A 20,309-nucleotide genomic window follows, 5' to 3' on the forward strand; every position below is an offset into this window, starting at 1 on the left:
ATCATGACCAGCAAAGCCATCTATCCCGGGACCTTCGATCCCATGACCAACGGCCACCTGGATTTAGTGACGCGCGCGTCACTGATGTTCGATCACGTGATTCTGGCCATCGCCGCCAGCCCGAGTAAAAAGCCGCTGTTCAGCCTGGATGAACGCGTGGCGTTGGCGACGCAGGTCACCTCGCATCTGGACAATGTGGAAGTGCTGGGCTTCAGCGAGCTGATGGCGCACTTCGCCGCTCACCAAAATGCCAATATCCTGGTGCGCGGCCTGCGTGCGGTGTCTGACTTTGAATACGAATTGCAGCTGGCGAACATGAACCGCCATTTGATGCCGACGCTGGAAAGCGTGTTCCTGATGCCTTCCGAAGAGTGGTCGTTCATCTCCTCCTCACTGGTGAAGGAGGTCGCCCGTCACGGCGGCGATATCGCGCCTTTCCTGCCTGACGTGGTCACCCAGGCACTGATGGCGAAGCTCGCCGCCGAGTAATGCTCAGCGCTGGCAGCGGCGGCAAAAGAAGGTGCTGCGCTGCCCGTGCTTGGCGGATTCGATCGGCGTGCCGCACGCGCGGCACGGTTCTCCCGCCCGCCCGTAAACCTGCAGCTCCTGTGCGAAATACCCCGGTTTGCCGTCCGACTGCAAAAAGTCGCGCAATGTCGTGCCGCCCTGCTCGATAGAACGCTGCAACACCGCCTTGATGGTCTTCACCAGCAGTTCCGCTTCGGCTTTGCTCAAGGATCCCGCCGGACGATCGGGCAAGATCCCGGCGCTGAACAGCGATTCGCTGGCGTAAATATTGCCGACCCCGACCACCAGCTTGTTATCCATCAGCCACGGTTTAATCAACGTGCGCTTATTGCGTGATTTTTCATACAGGTAGTCGCCGTTGAACGCTTCGCTCAGCGGTTCCGGCCCCAGGTGCACCAACACGCTGCTGGTCGCCAAATCTTCGCACCACAGCCAGGCGCCGAAACGGCGCGGATCGGTATAGCGCAGGATCATGCCGTTGCTGATCACCAGATCGACGTGGTCGTGTTTGCCGGCTTCATCTTCGTTTTCCTCGCGCAACATGCGCAAGCTGCCCGACATGCCCAGGTGCACGATAATCCAACCGTTCTCCAGCTCGATCAGCAGGTATTTAGCCCGGCGCTGCACGCTGAGCACCGGCCGATCGCTCAGCGTCAGGATCTGCTCGGAAACCGGCCAGCGCAGGCGCGCGTTGCGCACCACCGCATACTGAATGCTGTGGCCGACAAGATAAGGCTCTATACCGCGTCTGCTCGTCTCAACTTCCGGTAATTCAGGCATCTGGCTTCCCCTCCGACGTTTTCTACCCTTTATAAAACAAAAAACCCGGCCAAGGCCGGGTTTTTCATTAATCCACTAAAATTATTTAATTTTAGCTTCTTTGTATACTACGTGCTGACGGACAACTGGATCGAATTTCTTCAGTTCCAATTTTTCCGGCTTAGTACGCTTGTTCTTCGTGGTGGTATAGAAGTGACCAGTACCAGCAGAAGAAACCAGCTTGATCTTCTCGCGAACACCTTTAGCCATGATTCAGTTCCTTAATACTTCTCACCACGGGCACGCAGATCGGCCAGAACCGTCTCAATACCCTTCTTATCGATAACACGCATACCTTTAGCAGATACACGCAGAGTTACAAAGCGCTTCTCAGCCTCAACCCAAAAACGGTGTGAGTGCAGGTTAGGCAGAAAACGGCGTTTGGTCGCGTTCATTGCGTGGGAACGGTTGTTACCGCTCACCGGGCGCTTGCCAGTAACTTGGCAGACTCGGGACATGTCTATTCTCCAAAAATCAAATCAGCTCGAGCTTCGTATAGGGTATGGCCGCCTCGTCAGGCTTTTAGAGCCCATCTCAGCAAACTTCATACTGAGGAGACTCTCGTCATCAGGTAGAAACCACACATCAGGTCAGAAACCTGCTGAGATAGGCTCTTGCGCCAAACCCAAGATTCTCAAAGGTGGCGTAGTATACGCTCTGAAGCGTAAGTGCTCAAGTCCCGAACAGCTAAAGATCCCACAAGGATCGCGAAAAAATCGCTTAAAGCCATCCGCGCTCGGCAAAAGAGACGCATTCACCCCGACCGATCACCAAATGATCAAGCACTCGGATCTCCAATAACTGACAGGCTTTCACCACCTGTTCCGTTATCAAACGGTCGGCATGACTGGGTTCAGCCTTACCCGAAGGGTGATTATGCGCGAGAATCAGCGCGGCGGCATTAGCCTTCAACGCTTCACGCACAATTTCTCTCGGGTAGACGACGACGCTGCTGATGGTACCAGCAAACATCTCCTGATGGCGAATAACCCGGTGCTGATTGTCTAAAAACAATACCAAAAAGACCTCACGCTCGCGATGCGCCAGCAGGCTTTGCAGATAATGCTGGGTGACGCGCGGATTGAGCATGGCGTTTTCCTGCGACAAATGGCTGGAAAAGAAGCGCAGCGCCAGCTCGGCAATCGCCTGCAGCTGCGTATAGCTGGCGTCCCCCAGGCCTTTTTGGCTGCAAAAAGCCTGATGATCGGCCGACATCAGGTGATAAAGCGAGCCGAACCGGCGCAGCAGCTGCTCCGCCAGCTGCATCACGTGCACGCCGGGCAGCCCGGTACGCAAAAAAATGGCCAACAGTTCTGCGTCGGACAGCGCCGCCGCCCCCTGCATCAACAGCTTTTCACGCGGCGCCAGCGCGCCCGGCCAGCACGCCACAATCGGGTTGCTCATCGTGTTCCTCCCTGAAAGGGCTACAGCATGCCATGTGCTGCCCGGCACGTTCGACAGGTGTTTGATAACATTGCGAAGTGTTTCGCAAAGCACAATGTAACGCCCTGCAGCCATTGCGGAATCGCTCACCTGAACGGCGGATATGCTAAAATGGCGCATCTTTCGGCTTTAAATCGGACAATGATGATGACGGGACTTTCCGGCAAACATATTGTGCTTGGCATCAGCGGCGGCATCGCCGCCTACAAATGCCCAGAGCTGGTGCGCCGCCTGCGCGACAGGGGCGCAGAAGTGCGCGTGGTGATGACCCACGCCGCCAAGGCGTTCATTACGCCACTGACGCTGCAGGCCGTTTCCGGCTACCCGGTGTCCGACGATCTGTTGGATCCCGCCGCCGAAGCCGCCATGGGCCACATTGAGCTCGGCAAGTGGGCGGATCTGGTGATTCTGGCGCCGGCGACCGCCGATCTGCTGGCGCGCGTCGCCGCCGGCATGGCCAACGATCTGTTGACCACCGTCTGCCTGGCGACCGACGCCCCTATCGCCGCCGCCCCGGCCATGAACCAGCAGATGTATCGCGCCGCCGCCACGCAGGCCAACCTGCAAACGCTGCAGGCGCGCGGCATGCTGCTCTGGGGGCCGGACAGCGGCAGCCAGGCCTGTGGCGACGTCGGCCCGGGCCGCATGCTGGATCCGCTGGACATCGTCGACCTGGCGAACGCGCATTTCTCCGCCCCGCAGGATCTGCAACATTTACAGGTTATGATCACCGCCGGCCCGACGCGTGAGGCGCTGGATCCGGTACGTTTCATCAGCAATCACAGCTCCGGCAAAATGGGCTTCGCCATTGCCCGCGCCGCCGCCGCCCGCGGCGCGCAGGTGACGCTGATCGCCGGGCCGGTCAGCCTGCCGACGCCGCCATCGGTCACCCGAGTGGACGTCACCAGTGCGCTGGAGATGGAGCAGGCGGTGCAACAGCGCGCCGCGCAGCAGCAGATTTTCATCTCCTGCGCCGCCGTGGCCGATTACCGCCCCGAGCAGATCGCCGATGAAAAAATAAAAAAACAGGGTGATGAAATCGTCCTCAAGATGGTAAAAAACCCCGATATCGTCGCCGGCGTGGCGGCGATGACCAAAAATCGACCGTTTGTCGTGGGGTTTGCCGCCGAAACCCAGAATGTGGAAGAATACGCGCGGCAAAAACTGGCGCGTAAGAAGCTGGATTTGATTTGCGCTAACGATGTATCGCTTGCAGAGCACGGGTTCAACAGCGACACCAATGCCCTGCATCTTTTTTGGCAGGATGGAGAAAAGCGCCTGGCGCTGAGCGACAAGGCACTCCTTGGCCAACGTTTAATAGACGAGATAGTCAGCCGTTATGATGAAAAAAATCGACGTTAAGATCCTCGACCCGCGCATCGGTCAGGATTTCCCGCTACCGACCTACGCCACGCCGGGCTCCGCCGGTCTCGACCTGCGCGCCTGCCTGGACAGCGCGGTGGAGCTGGCGCCGGGTGAAACCACGCTGTTGCCTACCGGCCTCGCGATCCACATCGCCGACGCTGGCCTGGCGGCGGTGATCCTGCCGCGCTCCGGCCTGGGCCACAAGCACGGCGTCGTGCTGGGCAACCTGGTCGGCCTGATCGACTCCGATTATCAGGGCCAGCTGATGGTGTCCGTTTGGAACCGCGGCCAGAAACACTTCACCATCGAGCCGGGCGAACGTATCGCGCAGATGGTCTTCGTGCCGGTGGTGCAGGCCGAATTCAACCTGGTGGAAGAGTTCGACAGCAGCGAGCGCGGCGAAGGTGGCTTCGGTCACTCGGGGCGCCACTAAGCGCCACCCAATGCACGATGGCCGGCAGGGAAACGTCGCCTGAACCTTGCCTTTCCGGGGAGAAGGATGTCTCTGCGGCAAGGTTTTACCGCGACAATTGCAGCGCACACCAGGCAGCGCGGAAAAAGGCCGTTAAGGCCGCTGACCCCAGCATCGTAAAAAAGCTATCACATAAGCCGCACAGAGCCTGCTCTGCAGCGGCCGGTGCGCGGGTTTCCGTCAGTTAAGTTTTAGCAAGGGTCTAATCAGACATGGCAGAAAAAGAAAAGACGAAAAGGAATCGGCGCGAGGAAATATTGCAGGCGTTAGCCCAGATGCTGGAGTCCAGCGACGGCAGCCAACGCATCACCACCGCCAAGCTCGCCGCGAACGTGGGTGTTTCTGAAGCTGCGCTGTATCGGCATTTCCCCAGCAAGACACGGATGTTCGACAGCCTGATCGAGTTTATCGAAGACAGCCTGATCACCCGCATCAACCTGATCTTGCAGGACGAGAAAGAGACGTTTAATCGTCTGCGCCTGATTTTACTGCTGATTCTGGGCTTTGCGGAACGCAACCCGGGGCTGACGCGCATCATGACCGGCCACGCGCTGATGTTTGAACAGGATCGCCTGCAGGGCCGCATCAACCAGCTGTTCGAACGCATCGAGGCGCAGCTGCGCCAGGTGTTGAAAGAGCGTAAATTGCGCGAAGGCAAAGGCTTTATCGTCGATGAAACGCTGCTGGCGAGCCAGCTGCTGGCCTTCTGCGAAGGCATGTTGTCGCGCTATGTGCGTTCGGAATTCCGCTATCGCCCAACGCAGGAATTTGACGCCCGCTGGCCGCTGTTGGCGGCCCAGCTGCAATAAAGATAACGCCGGGCATGCCCGGCGTTTTTACTTACACCCCGTACTGCTCGCGGTAAGCGCGCACCGCCGCCAGGTGGTCCGCCATTTCCGGTTTCTCTTCCAGATAGGCGATCAGGTCCTTCAGCGTCACGATTGAAATCACCTTGCAGTGATAGTCGCGTTCCACTTCCTGAATGGCGGAGATATCCGCGCGGCCGCGTTCCTGACGGTCGAGGGAGATCAGCACGCCCGCCAGCGAAGCGCCGCTGGCGCCGATGATTTCCATCGACTCGCGGATCGCGGTGCCGGCGGTGATCACATCGTCTACCAACATCACGCGCCCCTGCAGCGGGCTGCCTACCAGCGAACCGCCTTCGCCGTGGGTCTTGGCTTCCTTGCGGTTAAAGCAGTAAGGCACGTCGCGCTCATGGTGTTCCGCCAACGCCACCGCCGTAGTGGTGGCAATAGGAATACCTTTATAGGCCGGGCCAAACAGCAGGTCGAAATCGATGCCGGAGTCCATCAGGGCTTCGGCGTAGAAGCGCCCCAACAGCGCAAGATCGCGCCCGGTATTAAACAGGCCGGCATTGAAGAAATACGGGCTGGTGCGGCCGGACTTCAGGGTGAACTCGCCGAATTTCAATACCTGCTTGTTAAGCGCGAACTCGATAAACTGGCGCTGATAGGCTTTCATTACTGCTTCTCCTCGTCTGAATCTGCTTGGGTCTTGTCATTACTGCCGCCCGATCGTCGGGCATAAAAAAGGCGACTTCTCAGTCGCCTTAAAAAATCAGTCCGCCAGCGCCGCTTTCTGCGCCTGGAAGATGGTTTCGATGCCCCCTCGGGCCAGCGCCAATAGCGCCAACAGCTCATCGTGGCTGAACGGCTCGCCTTCGGCGGTACCCTGCACTTCAATCATGCGGCCATCTTCCATCATCACTACGTTCATGTCGGTTTCCGCCGCGGAATCCTCCACATACTCCAGATCGCACAGCGCTTCGCCATTGACGATGCCGACGGAAACCGCCGCCACCATGCCCTTCATCGGGTTGGCTTTCAGCTTGCCGTTGGCCACCAGCGTGTTCAGCGCATCGGCCAGCGCCACGCAGGCGCCGGAGATGGAGGCGGTGCGGGTACCGCCGTCGGCCTGCAGTACGTCGCAGTCGAGGGTGATGGTGAATTCACCGAGCTTTTTCAGATCCACCGCGGCGCGCAGCGAGCGCGCGATCAGGCGCTGGATCTCCAGCGTGCGGCCACCCTGCTTGCCTTTGGCGGCTTCACGGGCATTGCGGCTGTGGGTGGAGCGCGGCAGCATACCGTACTCGGCGGTGATCCAACCTTGCCCCTGGCCTTTCAGGAAGCGCGGAACGCCCTCTTCTACCGTGGCGGTGCACAAGACTTTGGTATCGCCAAACTCAACCAGCACTGAACCTTCAGCGTGTTTGGTATAGTGACGGGTCAGTGTCAGGGGGCGAACTTGCTGTGGTGCTCTGCCTGCAGGACGCATGGGCTCTCTCCGGCTTCAAATCAACTATTGGCTGCGCATTATACGGGCTTCGTGACGTAATGCCTATCCTGCCCGCAGCCGCGACGCTATAATCGCCCCATCTTTTCCTATTACGGGTACGCATCAATGATCCGCAGCATGACCGCCTACGCCCGGCGTGAAATCAAGGGTGAATGGGGCAGCGCAGCCTGGGAGCTGCGTTCCGTTAACCAGCGCTACTTAGAAACCTACATCCGCCTGCCGGAACAATTCCGCAGCCTGGAGCCGGTGATCCGTGAACGTATCCGTGGCCGCCTGACCCGCGGCAAAGTCGAATGCAACCTGCGTTTCGAACTGGATCCAAGCGCGCAAAGCTCGCTGATCCTGAACGAAAAACTGGCCAAACAGCTGGTTGAAGCCGCCAACTGGGTGAAAATGCAGAGCGACGAAGGGGAAATCAACCCGATCGACGTGCTGCGCTGGCCGGGCGTGATGTCCGCGCAGGAGCAGGATCTGGACGCCATCAGCGCCGAGCTGATGCAGGCGCTGGACGGCGCGCTGGATGACTTCATCGTCGCACGCGAAAGCGAAGGCGCCGCGCTGAAAACGCTGATCGAACAACGCCTCGACGGCGTCAGCGCCGAAGTGGTCAAAGTGCGCGCCCAGATGCCGAACATCCTGCAATGGCAGCGCGAACGCCTGGTCAGCAAGTTGGAAGAGGCGCAGGTACAGCTGGAAAACACCCGCCTGGAGCAGGAGCTGGTGCTGATGGCGCAGCGCATCGACGTCGCCGAAGAGCTGGATCGTCTGGAAGCGCACGTGAAAGAGACGCACAACATCCTGAAGAAGAAAGAAGCCGTCGGCCGCCGCCTCGACTTCATGATGCAGGAGTTCAACCGCGAATCGAACACCCTGGCCTCCAAGTCGATCAATGCCGACGTCACCGCTTCCGCCATCGAGCTGAAAGTGCTGATCGAGCAAATGCGCGAGCAGATCCAGAACATCGAGTGATCCTGCCCCGCACGCCATCAAGCCCGCGCCAAGCGGGCTTTTTTATGGCTGCAGCTCAGCGATAAGCGGCCACCTGTTCTTCGCCCATCAGCCCCATTTTCTGCAGCTGCACCGCAATGCTCCAGGTTGAGCGTTCAAACTCATCGCTCAGCGCTTCCAGCGTCGCCCCGGCCGCATGGCTCTCACGCAACCTCAGCTTTTCCTCTTCCGGCCAAGGGAAGTAGGCATTGGCCGGCCGCCCCTCGGCCAGATTCTTCTGCCGCTTCTCCTCCGGCGTCAGCCGGGCTTTTTTCTGCAGTTCGGCTTCACCGTCGAACTCGTTGGCCAACGCGAACAGCAGGCGGATAGCCTCCGGCGCGCAGGCCGCCGAAGCCGGTCTCAATAGCTCGCCGGTGTCGGGATTAATCCCGTTGGCCAGCGCCCTGAGCAACGTGCCGGTATTCATTGTTCGCCTCCTTATCCGAGAAGATGCGCCGGTCATGGCGCCTTGTTCAGGCATTTTTCTTTGCCTCCCTCGAGAAAACCACGCTTTACGCCATGAAAAAGCACCAGTTGCGAGCCAGATTCCAGGCGTTTGCACGCGAGTGACAGTGATTGCATCAGGTTGCGAGCCGGCAGGCCCCTGGGGAACCGGCTCACCGGGAAGCTTATGAAAAACTGCCGGACAGCGCGTGTGGATGACATTTGGCAAGATATCCCGCATGCCATAAGTATTTTGTTCTAATTATCACGCAAGGTAATGAAAGGACGTCGATGCTGTGGCTAAATGTGTTTTTTCTCTGCCCGTGAACCGTACGGACCGTTTATGCCACAAATTCTGCAATTTATTATGGCTCTGGTGGTGATCATCGCCCTGGCGCTGCTGGTCAGCAATAATCGCAAGAAAATCCGCCTGCGCTATATCATCCAGTTGCTGGTGATCGAGGGCGCGCTGGCCTATTTCTTCCTGCACTCCGCCAGCGGGCTCAGCGTGATCAAACACGTCGCCGGCTTCTTCGACACCCTGCTCGCCTACGCCGCCCAAGGATCGGAGTTCGTGTTCGGCGGCATGAGCAAGGATGGCCTGGCGTTCATCTTCCTCGGCGTTTTGTGCCCTATCATCTTTATTTCCGCCCTGATCGGCATTTTGCAGCATTTCCGTATCCTGCCGCTGATCATCCGCCTGGTCGGCACCCTGCTATCCAAGGTCAACGGCATGGGCAAGCTGGAGTCGTTCAACGCCGTCAGCACGCTGGTGCTGGGGCAGTCGGAGAACTTCATCGCCTATAAAGGCATCATCGGCGATATCTCGCCGCGCCGCATGTACACCATGGCCGCGACCGCCATGTCGACGGTATCGCTCTCCATCGTCGGCGCCTACATGTCGATGATCGACGCGCAGTACGTGGTGGCGGCATTGATCCTTAATATGTTCAGCACCTTCATCATTCTGTCGATCATCAACCCGTATCAGGTCGAAGACGAGCCGGAGCTGAAGCTGAACAAACTGCATGAAGATCAGAGCTTCTTCGAAATGTTGGGCGAGTACATTCTGGCCGGCTTCAAGATTGCGATGATCATCGCGGCGATGCTGATCGGCTTTATCGCGCTGATCTCCGCCGTCAATGCGCTGTTCTCCGCGGTGCTCGGCATCAGCTTCCAGCAGATCCTCGGCTATGTGTTCTATCCGCTGGCCTGGCTGATCGGCATCCCGGCGGAGGAGGCCCTGAAGGCGGGCAGCATCATGGCGACCAAGCTGGTGGCCAACGAATTCGTGGCGATGATTGAGCTGAAGAAAATCGCGGCGGAGCTGTCGCCGCGCGGGCTAGGTATTCTGTCGGTGTTCCTGGTGTCGTTCGCCAACTTCGCCTCCATCGGCATCGTCGCCGGCGCCATCAAGGGGCTGAACGAGCAGCAAGGCAACGTAGTTTCCCGTTTTGGCCTGAAGCTGGTTTATGGCTCGACGCTGGTGAGCCTGCTGTCAGCGGCCATCGCCGGCCTGGTGCTGTAATCCCCACTCCCGGCCGCATGGCCGGGAGTTCGCTTTAAAACGCCACGCACACCGGCGCATCCACCCGCATCACCGAATCCTGCGCAAACTGCTGCTTATAGCCGCTGCGCAGCGCCTCGATATTCGCCTCGCTCTCTTTGCCCGGCGCATGGATCAACAGCAGCGCCTTGCTGTTCTCGCGCGCCAGCTTGCCGTCGTGGCCCAGCCACTGCCCTTTGGCATCAAAGACCGTCAGCCCGTCTTTAAAACGCGGCGTCACCTGGCTGTCGACGAAGGTTTGCCACTCGGCGGCGGTGATCGCCGGCCCCGCCGGGCGATTCAGGCCGAAGTAGAGCGTTGTTTGCATCATCGGATCGCCGGTGTGGCAAGCCGGAGCGGGTGACACAGCCTGATGGCCTGGCGCCACGCAGCCGCTCAGCAGCAGGGCGGCCACCACGGCGCCGGCGGCCAGTTTCGGGGAGTTTTTCATCTGCAGTCTCGGTTTCTCGGTTGAAGGATTAGCTGCAAAAAGCATAGTCAGCGATGGAAACCAGCGCGAAATTTCTAATGCTTTTATCAACAGCCAGATGTTAAAAAAGGCTGGTTATCGGCAATAAAAACGGAGTTTGGATTAGCTAAATTAATCCGAAACACCATCAGTGAAAAAAACTCAGTGGCGCGCGCCATCGGCGGCGATTACCCTGCCGGCCATCATTCTGACGCAAGTACGCTGTGAATCCCTTATGTTACTGAGCATCCTTTATATCATCGGCATCACCGCCGAAGCCATGACCGGCGCGCTGGCGGCCGGCCGCCGCCAAATGGACATGTTCGGCGTGATCATCATCGCTTCGGTCACGGCGATCGGCGGCGGGTCGGTGCGCGATATGCTGCTCGGGCATTTTCCATTGGGCTGGGTCAAACACCCGGAATACATCGTCATCGTCGCGATAGCGGCGATCGTCACCACCTGGGTGGCCCCCCTGATGCGCCATCTGCGCCGCCTGTTCCTGGTGCTCGACGCCGTCGGCCTGATCGTCTTCTCCATCATCGGCGCGCAGGTGGCGCTGGATATGGGGCACAGTGCGATTATCGCCGCCATCGCCGCAGTGATCACCGGCGTCTTCGGCGGGGTGCTGCGCGACATGTTCTGCAACCGTATCCCGCTGGTTTTCCAGAAAGAGATCTATGCCGGCATCTCCTTCAGCGCCGCCTGGCTGTATATCGGCCTGCAACACCTCAGCCTGCCGCACAATCTGGTGGTGATCCTCACGCTGGTCGCCGGCCTGAGCGCGCGCCTGATCGCCCTGCGCTTCCGCCTCGGCCTGCCGGTGTTCAACTACCAGCATCCGGATCACTGATCTCGGGGCGGCAACGCGCCGCCGCCGAGGCCAAAACTGCAGAAATGTTGCCCTTCGACGCGCAAATTCGCTCATTCGCCGCTTTTTCCGCGCAAAGCGGCGGGCAAAATGCGAGCTAACGCTGCACCCGGCGCGTTAGCCGTGTATACTGTGCGGAGAAAATACACATCCGCTGTTATTGGCATATCAACCGTTATCAACGAACATCATCATGGCTCAAGGCACGCTTTATATTGTCTCTGCTCCCAGTGGCGCAGGTAAATCAAGTCTGATTCAGGCTTTGTTAAAGACGCAACCGCTGTACGACACGCAGGTTTCGGTTTCGCACACCACGCGCGACAGCCGCCCGGGTGAAAATCACGGCGAACACTATTTCTTCGTCTCGAAAGACGAATTCCGCCGGATGATCGAGCAGGACGCGTTTCTTGAGCACGCCGAAGTGTTCGGCAACTATTACGGCACCTCGCGCGCCGCCATCGAACAAGTGTTGGCGACCGGCGTAGACGTGTTTCTGGATATCGACTGGCAGGGCGCGCAGCAAATCCGCGCCAAAATGCCGCAGGCGCGCAGCATCTTCATTCTGCCGCCGTCGAAGGAAGAACTGGGCCGCCGCCTGCGCGGGCGCGGGCAGGATTCCGAAGAGGTGATCGCCAAGCGCATGGCTCAGGCCGTGGCGGAAATGACGCATTACGCGGAGTACGATTACCTGATTGTGAACGATGATTTCGATCTGGCGCTGTCCGATCTGAAGACCATCATTCGCGCCGAACGCCTGCGTTTGGGCCGCCAGTTGCTGCGGCATGACGCTTTAATCAGCAAACTATTGGCAGACTGAAGGCAGTTTCAGTATCATGCCCAGTCTTTTCGTCACCTGTGGAGTAGCACAAATATGGCACGCGTAACTGTTCAAGACGCTGTAGAGAAAATTGGTAACCGTTTTGACCTGGTGTTGGTCGCTGCTCGTCGGGCGCGTCAGATCCAGACCGGCGGCAAAGATGCACTGGTTCCGGAAGAGAACGACAAGTACACCGTTATCGCCCTGCGCGAAATCGAAGAAGGCCTGATCACCAGCCAGATCCTCGACGTGCGTGAGCGCCAGGAACAGCAAGAGCAGGAAGCCGCAGAGATTCAAGCGGTTACCGCGATTGCTGAAGGTCGTCGTTAATTAGACTGCGAGTCCGCCTTGTACCTGTTTGAAAGCCTGAATCTGCTGATTCAACGTTACCTGCCCGAGGAGCAGATTAAGCGCCTCAAACAGGCATACCTCGTCGCGCGCGACGCGCACGAGGGCCAGACACGCTCCAGCGGTGAGCCTTACATTACTCACCCGGTCGCCGTGGCCTGCATCCTGGCGGAAATGCGTCTCGATCACGAGACGCTGATGGCGGCATTGCTGCACGACGTCATCGAAGACACCCCAGCCACCTATCAAGATATGGAACAGCTGTTCGGCAAGAGCGTCGCCGAACTGGTTGAGGGCGTCTCCAAGCTCGACAAGCTGAAGTTCCAGGACAAGAAAGAAGCGCAGGCGGAAAACTTCCGCAAGATGATCATGGCGATGGTGCAGGATATCCGCGTCGTGCTGATCAAGCTGGCCGACCGTACGCACAACATGCGCACCCTCGGTTCGCTGCGCCCCGACAAACGCCGGCGCATCGCGCGTGAAACCCTGGAAATCTACAGCCCGCTCGCCCACCGTCTGGGTATTCATCACCTGAAGACCGAGCTGGAAGAGCTGGGCTTCGAGGCGCTGTACCCGAACCGTTATCGCGTGATCAAGGAAGTGGTGAAAGCCGCGCGCGGCAACCGCAAAGAGATGATTCAAAAAATCCTCTCCGAGATCGAAGGGCGGCTGACCGAAGCCGGCATCGCCTGTCGCGTCAGCGGGCGGGAAAAACACCTCTACTCCATCTACCTCAAGATGCACCTCAAAGAACAGCGTTTCCATTCCATCATGGATATCTACGCGTTCCGGGTGATCGTGAAAGAGGTCGATACCTGCTACCGCGTGCTCGGCCAGGTGCATAGCCTGTACAAACCGCGCCCGGGGCGAGTGAAAGATTACATCGCCATTCCCAAGGCCAACGGCTATCAATCGCTGCATACCTCGCTGATCGGCCCGCACGGCGTGCCGGTCGAAGTGCAGATCCGCACCGAAGACATGGATCAGATGGCTGAGATGGGGGTGGCCGCGCACTGGGCTTACAAGGAAAGAGAACAGGGCGAAACCGGCACCACGGCGCAGATCCGCGCCCAGCGCTGGATGCAAAGCCTGCTGGAGCTGCAGCAAAGCGCCGGCAGTTCGTTTGAATTTATCGAGAGCGTCAAATCCGATCTGTTCCCGGATGAGATTTACGTTTTCACCCCGGAAGGCCGCATCGTCGAGCTGCCCGCCGGCGCCACGCCGGTCGATTTCGCCTATGCGGTGCATACCGATATCGGCCATGCCTGCGTCGGCGCGCGCGTCGATCGTCAGCCATATCCGCTGTCGCAGTCGCTGACCAGCGGCCAGACCGTCGAGATCATCACCGCACCGGGCGCGCGGCCCAACGCCGCCTGGCTGAACTTCGTGGTCAGCTCGAAAGCGCGCGCCAAAATTCGCCAGATGCTGAAGAATCTCAAGCGCGACGACTCCGTTGGCCTCGGCCGCCGTCTGCTCAACCACGCGTTGGGCGGCAGCCGCAAGCTGGCCGAAATCCCGCAGGAAAACATTCAGCACGAGCTGGACCGCATGAAGCTGGCGACGCTGGACGATCTGCTGGCGGAAATCGGCCTCGGCAACGCCATGAGCGTGGTGGTGGCGAAGAACCTGCAGGGCGATCAGTCCAGCCTGGGCGCTTCCTCCGGCGTGCGTAACCTGGCCATCAAGGGCGCCGACGGGGTGTTGATCACCTTCGCCAAGTGCTGCCGTCCGATTCCGGGCGACCCGATTATCGCTCACGTCAGCCCGGGCAAAGGGCTGGTGATCCACCATGAATCCTGCCGCAATATTCGCGGCTATCAGAAAGAGCCTGAGAAGTTCATGGCGGTCGAGTGGGATAAAGAGACCGAGCAGGAGTTCATCGCCGAGATCAAGGTGGACATGTTCAACCACCAGGGCGCGCTGGCCAACCTGACGGCGGCGATCAACGCGGCCGAGTCCAATATTCAGAGCCTGAACACCGAAGAGAAAGACGGTCGGGTTTATAGCGCCTTTATCCGCTTGACCACCCGCGATCGCATCCATTTGGCAAACATTATGCGTAAAATCCGTATCATGCCGGATGTGATCAAAGTTAACCGCAACCGAAACTAGCGCTTATGAGTCCTGAACGCTATGCGCGGATTTGTGAAATGCTCGCGACCCGGCAGCCGGATTTGACGGTCTGCCTGGAGCAAGTGCACAAACCGCATAACGTCTCCGCCATTATCCGCACCGCCGACGCCGTCGGCGTGCATCAGGTCCACGCCGTGTGGCCCACCACCCGCATGCGCACCCTGGTTTCCTCCGCCGCCGGCAGCAACAGCTGGGTCAGCGTCAAAACCCATCGCTCCATCGGCGACGCGGTCGGTCACCTGAAAGCGCAGGGCATGCAAATTCTGGCCACCAATCTGTCTGCGCGCGCGGTCGATTTCCGCGAGGTGGATTACACCCGGCCCACCTGCGTGCTGCTCGGCCAGGAAAAAACCGGCATCACCGAAGAAGCGCTGGCGCTGGCCGATCAGGACATCGTCATTCCGATGATCGGCATGGTGCAATCGCTCAACGTCTCCGTGGCCTCGGCACTGATCCTGTATGAAGCGCAGCGCCAGCGGCAGAACGCCGGCCTGTATCGCCGCGACAACAGTATGCTGGATGAAGAAGAGCAGCAGCGTCTGCTGTTCGAAGGCGGCTACCCGGTGCTGGCCAACGTGGCCAAGCGCAAAGGGCTGCCACGCCCGCAGATTGACGAGCAGGGCCAGGTGATCGCCAGCGCCGAATGGTGGGCGGCCATGCAGGCGACGGTGCGCAAATGAAAGGCCGCCTGCTGGATGCTGTCCCACTCACCACGCTTTCCGGGGTTGGCGCCAGCCAGGCGGGCAAACTGGCCAAGCTTGGCCTCGAGACCATTCAGGATCTGCTGCTGCACCTGCCGCTGCGCTACGAAGACCGCACTCGCCTCTACCCGATCAACGATCTGCTGCCGGGCATCTACGCCACGGTAGAAGGGGAAGTGCTGCGCAGCGACATCAGCTTCGGCCGCCGCCGCATGCTGACCTGCCAGATCAGCGACGGTACCGGCATCCTCACCATGCGGTTCTTCAACTTCAACGCCGCGATGAAGAACAGCCTGGCCACCGGCCGCCGCGTGACCGCCTACGGCGAGATCAAACGCGGCAACCACGGCGCGGAGATCATCCATCCGGAATACCGCATTCAGGGCGAAGCCAGCGAAGTCGAGCTGCAGGAGTCGCTGACGCCGGTCTACCCCACCACCGAAGGGGTGCGGCAAGCCACGCTGCGCAAGCTGACCGATCAGGCGCTGGAGCTGCTGGATACCTGCGCCATCGCCGAACTGCTGCCGTCGGAGCTGAGCGGCGGCCTGATGAGCCTGCCGCAGGCGCTGCACACCCTGCATCGCCCGCCGCCGGACATCCAGCTGGCGGATCTGGAGCTGGGCAAACACCCGGCGCAAAAACGCCTGATCCTCGAAGAGCTGCTGGCGCATAACCTCAGCATGCTGGCGGTGCGCGCCGGCGCCCAGAGTTACCAGGCGCAGCCGCTGCTGCCAGACGATCGGCTGAAAAACCGTTTTCTCGCCCAGCTGCCGTTCTCGCCGACCGGCGCGCAAACGCGCGTGGTGGCCGACATCGAAGCCGATATGCAAAAAGACTTCCCGATGATGCGACTGGTGCAGGGCGACGTCGGCTCCGGCAAAACGCTGGTGGCGGCGCTGGCGGCGCTGCGCGCTATCGCGCACGGCAAGCAGGTGGCGCTGATGGCGCCGACCGAGCTGCTGGCCGAGCAGCACGCCAACAATTTCCGCCAGTGGTTCGAACCGCTGGGGCTGGAGGTCGGCTGGCTGGCCGGCAAACAGAAAGGCAAGGCGCGCATCGCGCAGCAGGAGGCCATCGCCAGCGGTCAGGTGTCGATGGTGGTCGGCACCCACGCCATCTTCCAGGAGCAGGTGCAATTTAACGGCCTGGCGCTGGTGATCATCGATGAGCAGCACCGCTTCGGGGTGCATCAGCGGCTGGCGCTGTGGGAGAAAGGCGAAGAACAGGGCTTCCACGCCCATCAGCTGATCATGACCGCCACGCCGATCCCACGCACGCTGGCGATGACCGCCTATGCCGATCTCGATACCTCGGTCATCGACGAGCTGCCGCCGGGCCGCACGCCGGTGACCACCGTCGCCATTCCCGATACCCGCCGCGCCGACATCATTCAACGGGTGAAGAGCGCCTGTCTGGAAGAGGGGCGGCAGGCTTACTGGGTGTGCACGCTGATCGAAGAGTCCGAACTGCTGGAAGCGCAGGCGGCGGAAGCCACCTGGGAAGAATTGAAAACCGCGCTGCCGGAGCTGAAGGTGGCGCTGGTGCACGGCCGCATGAAAGCGCAGGAAAAGCAGGCGGTGATGCAGGCGTTTAAACAGGGCGAGCTGCAGCTGTTGGTCGCCACTACGGTGATCGAAGTCGGCGTCGACGTGCCGAACGCCAGCCTGATGATCATCGAAAACCCGGAGCGGCTGGGCCTGGCGCAGCTGCACCAGCTGCGCGGCCGCGTAGGACGCGGCGCCGTGGCCTCACACTGCGTGCTGCTGTACAAAACGCCGCTGAGCAAGACTGCGCAAACGCGCCTGCAGGTGCTGCGCGACAGCAACGACGGCTTCGTCATCGCGCAGCGCGATCTGGAGATCCGCGGCCCGGGCGAGCTGCTGGGCACCCGCCAGACCGGCAGCGCCGAATTCAAGGTGGCGGACCTGCTGCGCGACCAGGCGATGATCCCCGAAGTACAGCGCGTCGCTCGCCATCTCCATCAGCACTATCCGGAGCACGCCCAGGCGCTGATAGAACGCTGGCTGCCGGAGAAGGCACGCTACTCCAACGCATAAAAAAGGGCGCCGCAGGCGCCCTTTTCATTATGACTCGTGATATCACCCCACCGCCGGGAACACCGGCAGCAGCAGATACAGCTTGATGACGATGGCATTGGCGATATCGATAAAGAACGCCCCCACCATCGGTACTACCAAAAACGCCACGTGCGACGGGCCGAAGCGATCGGTGATCGCCTGCATGTTGGCGATCGCCGTCGGCGTGGCGCCCATGCCGAAGCCGCAGTGGCCGGCAGCCAGCACCGCCGCGTCGTAGTTTTTACCCATCACCCGGTAGGTAACGAAGATCGCGTACAGCGCCATGACCAGCGTCTGCACCGCCAGGATCGCCAGCATCGGCAGCGCCAGCGAGGCCAGCTCCCACAGGCGCAGGCTCATCAGTGCCATCGCCAGGAACAGCGACAGGCTGACGTTGCCCAGCACCGATACCGCCCGCTCGAACACGGTATAGAAACCGGTGAAGGCCAACGTGTTGCTGAGGATCACCCCGACGAACAGCACGCAAACGAAGTTCGGCAGTTCAAACACCGTGCCGCTCAGCAGGCCGGCAATCAGCTGCCCCAGGCTCAGACAGATGGCGATCATGGCGATGGTTTCGATCATCACCAGCGAGGTGATCAGGCGACCGCTTTCCGGCTTCTCGAAGCCGCTCGGCTGCACGCTGTCTTCCGGGGTGCCCTCCGGCGTGGAGGAGTGCTTGACCAGATAGCGCGCCACCGGGCCGCCGATCAGGCCGCCCAGCACCAGCCCGAAGGTGGCGCAGGCCATGGCGACTTCCGTAGCGTTTTCAAAACCGTAGCGCTCGATGAACAGCTTGCTCCAGGCCGCCCCGGTACCATGCCCGCCCGACAGGGTGATCGACCCGGCGATCAGGCCCATCAGCGGATCCAGCCCCAGCATTTTCGCCATGCCGATACCGATGGCGTTCTGCACGATAAGCAACCCCAGCACCACGAACAGGAACACCACCAGCACCTTGCCGCCGGCGCGCAAACGCGCCAGGTTGGCGTTCAGGCCGATGGTGGCGAAGAAGGCCAGCATCAGCGGGTCCTTCAGCGACATGTCAAAACTGATTTCCCAGTTGACGAGCTTTTTCAGGGCTAACAGCAGGAGAGCCACCAGCAAACCGCCGGCGACGGGAGCAGGAATGGTATATTTTCGCAGCAGAGGAATGGTTCTGACGCACTTGCCCCCGAGGAGCAAAACCAGCGTCGCCGCGACTAACGTGCCATAAGTATCAAGATGAAACATCCAGGTACTCCATGTAAGGGAAAAGATCCAAATAAAAATAATAAGTTATAGAAAACCACTTAGTTTTTAAACTTGATGAGTGCAGGATTAAAAGTAAAAAACGCTGAGATGACAAGAAAAAATGAATGAAAATGCGACATAAGCGAGAAAGTCGGCAACATAATATTTACGCGCAACCGTTTGCTTTTGCGGGGCGGAGCATTAAAATGCCTGCTTTGCCGTATCTGGAAACGCCACACCATGAGCATGTCATCCTCCGAGCTTGATGCCGCGCGCCAAGCTGCCTCAGAACCCCGCGCCAGTGAACTGATTTATCGCCTGGAAGATCGCCCGCCGCTGCCGCAAACGCTGTTTGCCGCCGGCCAGCATCTGCTGGCGATGTTCGTCGCGGTGATCACCCCGGCCCTACTGATCTGCCAGGCGCTGGGCCTGCCGGCACAGGATACCCAGCACATCATCAGCATGTCGCTGTTCGCCTCCGGTCTGGCTTCCATTCTGCAAATCAAAACCTGGGGGCCGGTGGGTTCCGGGCTGCTGTCGATTCAGGGCACCAGCTTCAACTTCGTTTCGCCGCTGATCATGGGCGGTCTGGCGCTGAAAAACGGCGGCGCCGACGTGCCGACCATGATGGCCGCGCTGTTCGGCACCCTGATGGTCGCTTCCTGCACCGAAATTTTGCTGTCGCGCGTGCTGCATCTGGCGCGCCGCATCATCACCCCGCTGGTTTCCGGCATCGTGGTGATGATCATCGGCCTGTCGCTGATTCAGGTCGGCCTGACCTCGATCGGCGGCGGCTACGCCGCGATGAACGATCACAGCTTCGGCTCGCCGAAAAACCTGCTGCTGGCCGGCGCGGTGCTGGCGGTGATCATCCTGCTGAACCGCCAGCGCAACCCTTATCTGCGCGTGGCTTCGCTGGTGATCGCCATGGCGGTCGGCTATCTGTTGGCCTGGGCGATGGACATGCTGCCCGCCGACGCACCGGCGGCCCCCACGGCGGCGATCACCATCCCCACGCCGCTCTATTACGGCCTGGGCTTCGACTGGAACCTGCTGCTGCCGCTGATGCTGATCTTTATGGTCACCTCGCTGGAAACCATCGGTGACATCACCGCCACCTCCGACGTCTCCGAACAGCCGGTCAGCGGGCCGCTGTACATGAAGCGCCTGAAGGGCGGCGTGCTGGCCAACGGCCTGAACTCGATGCTGTCGGCGGTGTTCAACACCTTCCCCAACTCCTGCTTCGGCCAGAACAACGGCGTGATCCAGCTGACCGGCGTTGCCAGCCGCTACGTCGGCTTCGTGGTGGCGCTGATGCTGATCGCGCTGGGGCTGTTCCCGGCGGTGGCCGGCTTCGTACAGCACATTCCCGAGCCGGTCCTGGGCGGCGCGACCATCGTGATGTTCGGCACCATCGCCGCCTCTGGCGTGCGCATCGTGTCGCGCGAGCGTCTGAACCGCCGCGCCATCATGATCATGGCGCTGTCGCTGGCCGTCGGCATGGGCGTCTCCCAGCAGCCGCTGATCCTGCAGTTCGCGCCGGACTGGCTGAAAACCCTGCTCTCTTCTGGCATCGCCGCCGGCGGTATTACCGCCATCGTGCTGAACCTGGTGTTCCCGCAGGAACACGAGAAAAAGTAACCCGTCCATTGATGTTCAAACGGCCGCTTGCGGCCGTTTTTTATTGTCTATCAGACCATTGCCCTTGAGATGCCCGGCCAATTGCGGCATAAACAGGG

The 20,309-nt window shown here is 60.1% G+C and carries 22 protein-coding genes; 13 read left to right on the forward strand and 9 right to left on the reverse strand.

Features of this window, described 5'->3' with window-relative positions:
- The first annotated feature begins 3 nt into the window (after window positions 1-3).
- Window positions 4-489 (forward strand): pantetheine-phosphate adenylyltransferase, encoded by a 486-nt coding sequence (gene coaD / locus QOL81_RS23530; RefSeq protein WP_004931181.1) that lies wholly within the window; start codon window positions 4-6, stop codon window positions 487-489.
- 3 nt (window positions 490-492) lie between these two features.
- On the opposite strand, the gene mutM is transcribed toward coaD, so the two are convergent.
- The 4 genes from mutM to radC form a co-directional block, all read right to left on the reverse strand.
- Complete coding sequence (gene mutM / locus QOL81_RS23535) at window positions 493-1,308, reverse strand: bifunctional DNA-formamidopyrimidine glycosylase/DNA-(apurinic or apyrimidinic site) lyase (protein WP_070913802.1); 816 nt, start codon at window positions 1,306-1,308, stop codon at window positions 493-495.
- 81 nt (window positions 1,309-1,389) lie between these two features.
- Window positions 1,390-1,557 (reverse strand): 50S ribosomal protein L33, encoded by a 168-nt coding sequence (gene rpmG / locus QOL81_RS23540; RefSeq protein WP_002442576.1) that lies wholly within the window; start codon window positions 1,555-1,557, stop codon window positions 1,390-1,392.
- Between the two features lie 11 nt (window positions 1,558-1,568).
- On the reverse strand, window positions 1,569-1,805 hold the full coding sequence (rpmB, locus tag QOL81_RS23545) for a 50S ribosomal protein L28 (protein ID WP_004931195.1): 237 nt from the start codon (window positions 1,803-1,805) through the stop codon (window positions 1,569-1,571).
- 262 nt (window positions 1,806-2,067) lie between these two features.
- Complete coding sequence (gene radC, locus QOL81_RS23550) at window positions 2,068-2,751, reverse strand: RadC family protein (RefSeq protein ID WP_025304698.1); 684 nt, start codon at window positions 2,749-2,751, stop codon at window positions 2,068-2,070.
- 183 nt (window positions 2,752-2,934) lie between these two features.
- On the opposite strand from radC, the gene coaBC reads away from it, so the two are divergent.
- The 3 genes from coaBC to slmA all read left to right on the forward strand — a co-directional run bounded on the left by coaBC (window position 2,935) and on the right by slmA (window position 5,436).
- Complete coding sequence (gene coaBC, locus QOL81_RS23555; RefSeq protein ID WP_049201884.1) at window positions 2,935-4,152, forward strand: bifunctional phosphopantothenoylcysteine decarboxylase/phosphopantothenate--cysteine ligase CoaBC; 1,218 nt, start codon at window positions 2,935-2,937, stop codon at window positions 4,150-4,152.
- The gene (dut, locus tag QOL81_RS23560) at window positions 4,130-4,588 is read left to right on the forward strand and encodes a dUTP diphosphatase (RefSeq protein WP_016929680.1); all 459 of its coding nucleotides are present in this window, start codon (window positions 4,130-4,132) and stop codon (window positions 4,586-4,588) included. Before coaBC ends, dut begins: the two co-directional genes overlap by 23 nt.
- A gap of 251 nt (window positions 4,589-4,839) precedes the next feature.
- Window positions 4,840-5,436 (forward strand): nucleoid occlusion factor SlmA, encoded by a 597-nt coding sequence (gene slmA / locus QOL81_RS23565; RefSeq protein WP_004931203.1) that lies wholly within the window; start codon window positions 4,840-4,842, stop codon window positions 5,434-5,436.
- Window positions 5,437-5,467: 31 nt separating this feature from the next.
- On the opposite strand, the gene pyrE is transcribed toward slmA, so the two are convergent.
- Both pyrE and rph read right to left on the reverse strand, forming a co-directional pair.
- On the reverse strand, window positions 5,468-6,109 hold the full coding sequence (gene pyrE, locus QOL81_RS23570; protein ID WP_004931204.1) for an orotate phosphoribosyltransferase: 642 nt from the start codon (window positions 6,107-6,109) through the stop codon (window positions 5,468-5,470).
- A 96-nt stretch (window positions 6,110-6,205) separates the two neighbouring features.
- A complete protein-coding gene (gene rph / locus QOL81_RS23575; protein ID WP_025160305.1) occupies window positions 6,206-6,922 on the reverse strand; it encodes a ribonuclease PH in 717 nt (238 codons plus the stop codon).
- Window positions 6,923-7,048: 126 nt separating this feature from the next.
- On the opposite strand from rph, the gene QOL81_RS23580 reads away from it, so the two are divergent.
- On the forward strand, window positions 7,049-7,912 hold the full coding sequence (locus QOL81_RS23580) for a YicC/YloC family endoribonuclease (RefSeq protein ID WP_015379441.1): 864 nt from the start codon (window positions 7,049-7,051) through the stop codon (window positions 7,910-7,912).
- Window positions 7,913-7,967: 55 nt separating this feature from the next.
- On the opposite strand, the gene QOL81_RS23585 is transcribed toward QOL81_RS23580, so the two are convergent.
- Window positions 7,968-8,357, reverse strand: a complete 390-nt coding sequence (locus tag QOL81_RS23585) for a hypothetical protein (protein ID WP_194572574.1) — start codon at window positions 8,355-8,357, stop codon at window positions 7,968-7,970.
- Window positions 8,358-8,717: 360 nt separating this feature from the next.
- Between QOL81_RS23585 and QOL81_RS23590 the strand changes: the two genes are divergently transcribed.
- A complete protein-coding gene (locus tag QOL81_RS23590) occupies window positions 8,718-9,902 on the forward strand; it encodes a NupC/NupG family nucleoside CNT transporter (protein ID WP_004931212.1) in 1,185 nt (394 codons plus the stop codon).
- Window positions 9,903-9,936: 34 nt separating this feature from the next.
- Here QOL81_RS23590 and QOL81_RS23595 read toward each other — a convergent pair whose 3' ends face one another.
- Window positions 9,937-10,371 (reverse strand): DUF3574 domain-containing protein, encoded by a 435-nt coding sequence (locus QOL81_RS23595; protein WP_055317175.1) that lies wholly within the window; start codon window positions 10,369-10,371, stop codon window positions 9,937-9,939.
- A 253-nt stretch (window positions 10,372-10,624) separates the two neighbouring features.
- Here QOL81_RS23595 and QOL81_RS23600 point away from each other — a divergent pair, with 253 nt between their 5' ends.
- The 6 genes from QOL81_RS23600 (at window position 10,625) to recG (ending at window position 17,316) form a co-directional block, all read left to right on the forward strand.
- On the forward strand, window positions 10,625-11,242 hold the full coding sequence (locus tag QOL81_RS23600) for a trimeric intracellular cation channel family protein (RefSeq protein WP_025304704.1): 618 nt from the start codon (window positions 10,625-10,627) through the stop codon (window positions 11,240-11,242).
- 211 nt (window positions 11,243-11,453) lie between these two features.
- The gene (gene gmk, locus QOL81_RS23605; protein ID WP_004931218.1) at window positions 11,454-12,077 is read left to right on the forward strand and encodes a guanylate kinase; all 624 of its coding nucleotides are present in this window, start codon (window positions 11,454-11,456) and stop codon (window positions 12,075-12,077) included.
- 54 nt (window positions 12,078-12,131) lie between these two features.
- Window positions 12,132-12,407 (forward strand): DNA-directed RNA polymerase subunit omega, encoded by a 276-nt coding sequence (rpoZ, locus tag QOL81_RS23610; protein WP_004931221.1) that lies wholly within the window; start codon window positions 12,132-12,134, stop codon window positions 12,405-12,407.
- A gap of 18 nt (window positions 12,408-12,425) precedes the next feature.
- Window positions 12,426-14,537, forward strand: coding sequence for a bifunctional GTP diphosphokinase/guanosine-3',5'-bis pyrophosphate 3'-pyrophosphohydrolase (gene spoT / locus QOL81_RS23615; protein WP_019452189.1), 2,112 nt, complete (start codon window positions 12,426-12,428; stop codon window positions 14,535-14,537).
- A 5-nt stretch (window positions 14,538-14,542) separates the two neighbouring features.
- Window positions 14,543-15,238 (forward strand): tRNA (guanosine(18)-2'-O)-methyltransferase TrmH, encoded by a 696-nt coding sequence (trmH, locus tag QOL81_RS23620; protein ID WP_060425007.1) that lies wholly within the window; start codon window positions 14,543-14,545, stop codon window positions 15,236-15,238.
- On the forward strand, window positions 15,235-17,316 hold the full coding sequence (gene recG, locus QOL81_RS23625; RefSeq protein WP_060441442.1) for an ATP-dependent DNA helicase RecG: 2,082 nt from the start codon (window positions 15,235-15,237) through the stop codon (window positions 17,314-17,316). Before trmH ends, recG begins: the two co-directional genes overlap by 4 nt.
- Window positions 17,317-17,358: 42 nt before the next feature.
- Here recG and gltS read toward each other — a convergent pair whose 3' ends face one another.
- Window positions 17,359-18,570: a sodium/glutamate symporter gene (gene gltS, locus QOL81_RS23630; protein ID WP_038872558.1), complete on the reverse strand. Its 1,212-nt coding sequence runs from the start codon at window positions 18,568-18,570 to the stop codon at window positions 17,359-17,361.
- Between the two features lie 240 nt (window positions 18,571-18,810).
- On the opposite strand from gltS, the gene QOL81_RS23635 reads away from it, so the two are divergent.
- Entirely contained in the window at window positions 18,811-20,211 is a 1,401-nt protein-coding gene (locus QOL81_RS23635) for a nucleobase:cation symporter-2 family protein (RefSeq protein ID WP_019452186.1), read from the forward strand.
- Window positions 20,212-20,309: the final 98 nt, after the last annotated feature.

Source organism: Serratia sp. CC22-02, from assembly GCF_900182895.1.
Classification (GTDB): domain Bacteria; phylum Pseudomonadota; class Gammaproteobacteria; order Enterobacterales; family Enterobacteriaceae; genus Serratia; species Serratia nevei.